Here is a 5,473-nt window from a genome sequence, read left to right as displayed (position 1 = left end):
GTGGTGGCGGTGCTGGGCGCGTCGGCGGTGCTGCTGCGGCCGCTGCGCGGGGGGCCGACGGCGCTGGGGGCGCTGCCGGCGTGGGCGGCGGCGGCGGTGGTGCCGCTGTCCGGCCTGGCCGTGATGCCGTTCCTGCCCGAGGAGGCCTGGCGCACCTACGCCAACTGGTGGCCCGGCGCCACGCAGGTGGTGGTGTCCGCGCTGGTGGTGCGCCGGCACCGGTGGGCGGCGCTGGCCGCGGAGCTGGCCTCCGCCGCCGTCATCGCCGTCGCCGTGCTGGGGGCGGGCGAGCCGGACCCGTGGGTGGGCATCGCCGCCCTGAACCAGCCGGCGCTGCTGTGGTTCAGCGCCTCCGTGGGGGTGCGGGCGCTGTTCGACCGCACCGCCCGGGAGGTGCGGCACTACGAGGAGGCCGCGGCGCGCGCGGCGGCGGCCACGGCGTCCACCGCGGCGCGCGCGGCCAGCGCCCGGCAGCGCCGCGCCGACCTGGACCTGGCCGCGGTGCCGCTGCTGCGCTCGGTCGCCGACGCCGAGGCCGGGGGGCAGGCCCGGTGGGCGCAGCTGCCGCGCGCCGCGGTGGGCGTGGAGCGGCGCCTGCGCGACGACCTGCGCGCCCGCGCCCTGCTGGACGAGCGGGTGCGGGCGGGGCTGCGCACGGCCCGCGCGCGCGGCTGCACCGTGGACGTCGTGGACGACCGCGCCGCGCGCGCCGGCGGGGAGCGGGAGGAGGCGTTCCTGGCGGGGCTGCGCGCGGTGCTGGCGGCGGTGCTGCCGGTGTGCGCCGAGGGGGCGGTGACGCTGCGCCTGCCGCCGGACGGGCGGGTGGCGACCCTGGCGGTGGAGGCCGGCCCGGCGACCGCGGCGGGCGCGGCGCGGGCCCTGGCGGGCGCGCTGCCGGCCCACCTGGACGCCGAGGTCGACGTCGCGGGCGGGTCGCTGTGGGCGGAGGTGCGCCCGCGCCCCTAGCGTCGGGCCGGACGGGCCGCCCCCGGCGCGACGAGGAGTCAGGAGAGCACGATGACGCACCCCACCCGCGCGTCCGCCGGCGAGCCGGTGCTCGTCGCGCCCCGCACCCTTGCCGGCCGCTGGCGGCAGGTGGGCCCGGGCCTGCTGGCCGCGGCCACCGGCGTGGGCGCCGGCGACCTGGTCGCCACCCTGGTGGCCGGCGCCCGCTACGGCACGGCGCTGCTGTGGGCGGCGCTGCTGGGCACGGCGCTGAAGCTGGCGCTGGCCGAGGGGGTGGGCCGCTGGCACCTGGCCTCGGGCACCACGCTGCTGGACGGCTGGCGGCGCCTGGGGCGCTGGGCGACGACGTTCTTCGGCGCGTACGTGGTGGTGTGGGGGTTCGTGTACGGGGCCACCGCGATGTCGGCGGTGGGCCTGCCGCTGAACGCGCTGTTCGGCGGCCTGGAGGTGCGGTACTGGGCGGCGCTGGCCGGGGTGGTGGGCCTGGCGCTGGTGTGGGTGCAGCGCTACCACGCCTTCGAGCGGTTCATGACGGTGCTGGTGCTGGTGAAGTTCGCGACCGTGGTGGCCACGGCCGTGCTGGTCGCCCCGGACCTGGGCGACCTGGCGTCCGGGCTGGTGCCGCGGCTGCCGGACGGCTCGACGGTGTACGTGCTGGGCCTGGTCGGCGGGGTGGGCGGCACCATCACGATGGCCGCGTACGGCTACTGGATGTTCGCCAAGGGCTGGCGCGGCACCGGGTGGCTGTCGGTGATGCGGCTGGACAACGCCGTGGGGTACGTCATGACGGGCGTGTTCGTCGTGGCGATGCTCGTGGTGGGTTCCACGGTGCTGCTGGGCGCGGACCTGACCGCCTCGGACTCCGGGCTGCTGACGCTGGGTGCGGAGCTGGGCGAGCGGTACGGGCAGTGGGCGCGGGTGCTGTTCCTCACCGGGTTCCTGGCGGTGACCTCGACGTCGCTGCTGGGGGTGTGGAACGGCGTGAGCATGATGTTCGCGGACTGGGTGCGCACGGTGCGGATGCCGCACGGCCGGCGCGCGGAGCCGGCGCCGGCCGCGCGGGAGGGGGCCGCGGCCAGCGCGACGGCGGAGGTGTTCGCGCGCGGCGCGGTGGAGCGCTCCCTTCCCTTCCGGGCGTACCTGCTGTGGCTGACGTTCCCGCCGATGGCGCTGCTGCTCTTCGACCGCCCGTTCGGGCTGACGCTGGTGTACGGGGTGCTGGGCTCGGTGTTCATGCCGTTCCTGGCCATCACCCTGCTGCTGCTGCTGAACTCGCGGCGGGTGGAGGCCGCCGGGCGCTCGGGGTGGGTGTCCAACGCGTTCCTGGCGGCGGCCTCGGCGCTGTTCCTGGCGCTGCTGGTGACCGACCTGGCCGACCGCCTCGGCGCGGGCTGAGGCGGCCGGCCCGGGGATCCCGGGATCAGGGGCGCCGGGTCAGGCGTCGAATCCGTGCACGGCGAGGTAGCCGCGCAGCCGGCGCGCGGCCAGCTCGGGGTCGGCCAGCACGCCGGCCTCGTCGGCCAGGCGGAAGGTCTCGGCCTGGTGCACGGCGCTGCGCGCGGCGTGCAGCCCGCCGACCATCGCGTAGCCGTCCTGGCGGCCGTCGAGCCAGTTGAGGAACGCGATGCCCGCCTTGTAGTGGGGCGTGGGGGCGCCGAACACGTGCCGCGCCAGCGGCACGGTGGGGTCCAGGGCGGCGTGGAAACCCTCGGCGTCGCCCTCGTCGAGGCGGGCCAGCGCCGCCGCGGCGGCGGGGGCGATGCCGGCGAAGATGCCCAGCAGGGCGTCGGAGTGGTGCTCGCGCCCGTCGACCACCTCGCCCGCGATGAGCTCGGGGTAGTTGAAGTCGTCGCCGGTGTACAGGCGCACGCCCGCGGGCAGCCGGCGGCGCAGCTCGCGCTCGTGGTCGGCGTCGAGCAGGGAGACCTTCACCCCGTCGACCTTCGCGGCGTGGGCGCCGACGAGCTCGACGAAGGCGTCGGTGGCGGCGGCGACGTCGCGCGAGCCCCAGTAGCCGGCCAGGGCGGGGTCGAAGACCTCCCCCAGCCAGTGCAGCACCACGGGGCGCTGCACCTGCTGCAGCAGCCGGGCGTAGACGGCGGCGTAGTCCTGCGGGCCGGTGGCGCTGGCGGCCAGGTGCCGGCTGGCCATGAGGACCACCTGCGCGCCGGCGTCCTCCACGACGGCGACCTGCTGCTCGTAGGCGGCGGCGACGTCGGCCAGCGGGTGCGCGCCGGGGGCGAGGTGGTCGGTGCCGGCTCCGGCGGCGATGCGCCCGCCGCAGGCGGCGGCCTCGGCGGCGCTGCGGCGCACCAGCTCGGCGGTGGCGGTCCAGTCCAGGCCCATGCCGCGCTGGGCGGTGTCCATGGCCTCGGCCACGCCCAGGCCCAGGCCCCACAGGCGGCGGCGGAAGGCCAGGGTGGCCTCCCAGTCCAGGTCGGCGGGGGCGCCGGGGACGGTCTCGGAGCCGGTGCGCGGCACGACGTGGGCGGCGGCGAGGGCGGTGCGGCTGCGCGCGGGGCCGGCGGGCGCGCCCCAGTCCACGGGTTCGTGCACGGCGTGCTCGACGACCTGGACGCCGCCGCCGGCGGTGCGCCGGGGCAGGCGCAGGACGGTGCCGGTGGTGGCGCGGCCGGCGGGGGTGGGAGCGGTGGTGGCCGGGCGCGTGCTCACCGCGCTCACAGGCTCAGCTCCGCCAGCTCCACGCGCCGGCCCTGCGCGGAGGAGGCCAGCCCGGCCTCGGCCAGGCGCACGCCGCGGGCGCCGGAGGCGAAGTCGTAGGGGTGGGGGGCGTCCTCCACGACGTGGCGCACGAACTGCTCCCACTGCACCTTGAAGCCGTTGTCGAATCCGCCGGGCTCGTTGTCGGGCACCTCCAGCCAGTCGTCGCGGTAGCGGTGCTGCTCGGGCAGGTCGGGGTTCCACACGGCGCGCGGGGTGGCGCTGCGCGGCTGCACGCGGCAGCCGAACAGGCCGGCCACGGCGCTGCCGAGGGTGCCGTCGACCTGGAACTGCACGAGCTCGTCGCGGTCCACGCGCACGGCCCAGGAGGAGTTCAGCTGGGCGATCACCCCGCCCTCGAGCTCGAAGATGGCGTAGGCGGCGTCGTCGGCGGTGGCCTTGTACGCCTCGCCGTTCTCGTCGTGGCGCACGGGCACGTGGGTGACGGCGCGGGCGGTGACGGCCTCGACGGGGGCGATGACCTGCTCCAGGACGTAGTTCCAGTGGCAGAACATGTCCGCGACGATGCCGCCGCCGTCCTCGGCGCGGTAGTTCCAGCTGGGGCGCTGGGCGGGCTGCCAGTCGCCCTCGAAGACCCAGTAGCCGAACTCCCCGCGCACGGAGAGGACCTCGCCGAAGAAGCCGGAGTCGACCAGGCGCTTGAGCTTGCGCAGGCCGGGCAGGAAGAGCTTGTCGTGCACGACGCCGTTCTTGACGCCGGCGTCGGCGGCGGCCCTGGCCAGGCGCACGGCGCCCTCGAGGGTCTCGGCGGTGGGCTTCTCGGTGTAGACGTGCCGGCCGGCGGCGACGGCCGCCAGGATCGAGCGCTCGCGCACCGAGGTGAGCTGGGCGTCGAAGTAGACGGGGTGCTCGTCGTCGGCCAGGGCGTCCTCGAGGCTGGTGGTCCAGCGCTCCAGGCCGTGGCGCCGGGCGATGTCGCGCAGCTTGGCCTCGTCGCGGCCCACGAGCAGGGGGTCGAGCTGGACCCGGCTGCCGTCGGAGAGCTGCACGCCCCCCTGCTCCCTGATCGCCAGCACCGAGCGCACCAGGTGCTGCCGGTAGCCCATGCGTCCCGTGACGCCGTTCATCACCACTCCGAGGCGCTGCGTCATCGCTGCTCCTCCTCCTCACCGGGTCCTGCCCCGTGGCGGGGCCTCTGGAAAGCGCTTGCCAGAGGCTAGGCGACCAGGTCGCCCCCGTGCAAGGACCCCGCGCCCCCGGACCCGCCGGGCCGGGTGCGCGAGCCGGCGCGGGAGCCGGCGCGGTGCGGGCGCGGTGGGCGGCGGGTGGAGGTCCCGAGCGCCGGGGGACCCGCGCGCGACCGCGCGGTGACGTTCCGGCGAACACGCCCGGTGAGCTCCCGCCCGCTGCTAGGTTCGCCGCACTCGCTGAGCCGTCCGGGGGATCGGCGGCAGGGTCCTCGACGGTCTCGACGCACCGCGCACCACCCCCACGAGCAGTCCGGAGGTGGGCGCGTGAGCGTCTTCCGCACGATCGTCTTCCCCGCGCTGCGGCTGGTGGTGTGGGCCGCCATCGCCGTCGCCCTGCTGTGGCTGGCCTTCGGGCGCGCCGCCACCGCCGGCGGGGAGGCCGCCGCCACCCCCTCGGCCGTCCTGGAGCCCGCCACCGCCCCGGTCGTGCGCGCCGACGTGGTCAACACCGTCTCCCTCAGCGGCACCGTCAACGCCGACCCCGCCGCCACGGTGAAGTCCACCGCCGCCGGCGAGGTGGGCCGCGTGCGCGCCGAGGTCGGCGACGCCGTGGAGAAGGGCACCCCGCTGTTCAC

The 5,473-nt window shown here is 77.2% G+C and carries 3 protein-coding genes and 2 pseudogenes; 3 read left to right on the top strand and 2 right to left on the bottom strand.

What is annotated here, in order from left to right:
* A pseudogene (locus tag GTR00_RS13470) lies at nt 1–966 on the top strand (hypothetical protein); the annotation flags it as partial.
* Nucleotides 967–1,017: 51 nt separating this feature from the next.
* On the top strand, nt 1,018–2,361 hold the full coding sequence (locus GTR00_RS13465) for an Nramp family divalent metal transporter (RefSeq protein WP_166612122.1): 1,344 nt from the start codon (nt 1,018–1,020) through the stop codon (nt 2,359–2,361).
* A gap of 39 nt (nt 2,362–2,400) precedes the next feature.
* Here the strand turns inward: GTR00_RS13465 and GTR00_RS13460 are convergent, their stop codons facing one another.
* Together GTR00_RS13460 and GTR00_RS13455 are read right to left on the bottom strand one after the other, a co-directional pair.
* Nucleotides 2,401–3,639: a dihydrodipicolinate synthase family protein gene (locus GTR00_RS13460; protein WP_323132461.1), complete on the bottom strand. Its 1,239-nt coding sequence runs from the start codon at nt 3,637–3,639 to the stop codon at nt 2,401–2,403.
* A 5-nt stretch (nt 3,640–3,644) separates the two neighbouring features.
* Nucleotides 3,645–4,799 carry a Gfo/Idh/MocA family protein gene (locus GTR00_RS13455; protein ID WP_166612121.1) on the bottom strand — a complete coding sequence of 385 codons (1,155 nt, stop codon included), beginning with the start codon at nt 4,797–4,799 and terminating at the stop codon, nt 3,645–3,647.
* A 363-nt stretch (nt 4,800–5,162) separates the two neighbouring features.
* Between GTR00_RS13455 and GTR00_RS13450 the strand changes: the two are divergent.
* A pseudogene (locus GTR00_RS13450) lies at nt 5,163–5,473 on the top strand (efflux RND transporter periplasmic adaptor subunit); the annotation flags it as partial.

This window comes from Kineococcus indalonis (assembly GCF_009906395.1).
Lineage (GTDB): Bacteria > Actinomycetota > Actinomycetes > Actinomycetales > Kineococcaceae > Kineococcus > Kineococcus indalonis.
The sequence above is the reverse complement of the archived record's forward strand: the minus strand, read 5'-3'. Positions and strand labels throughout refer to the sequence as shown.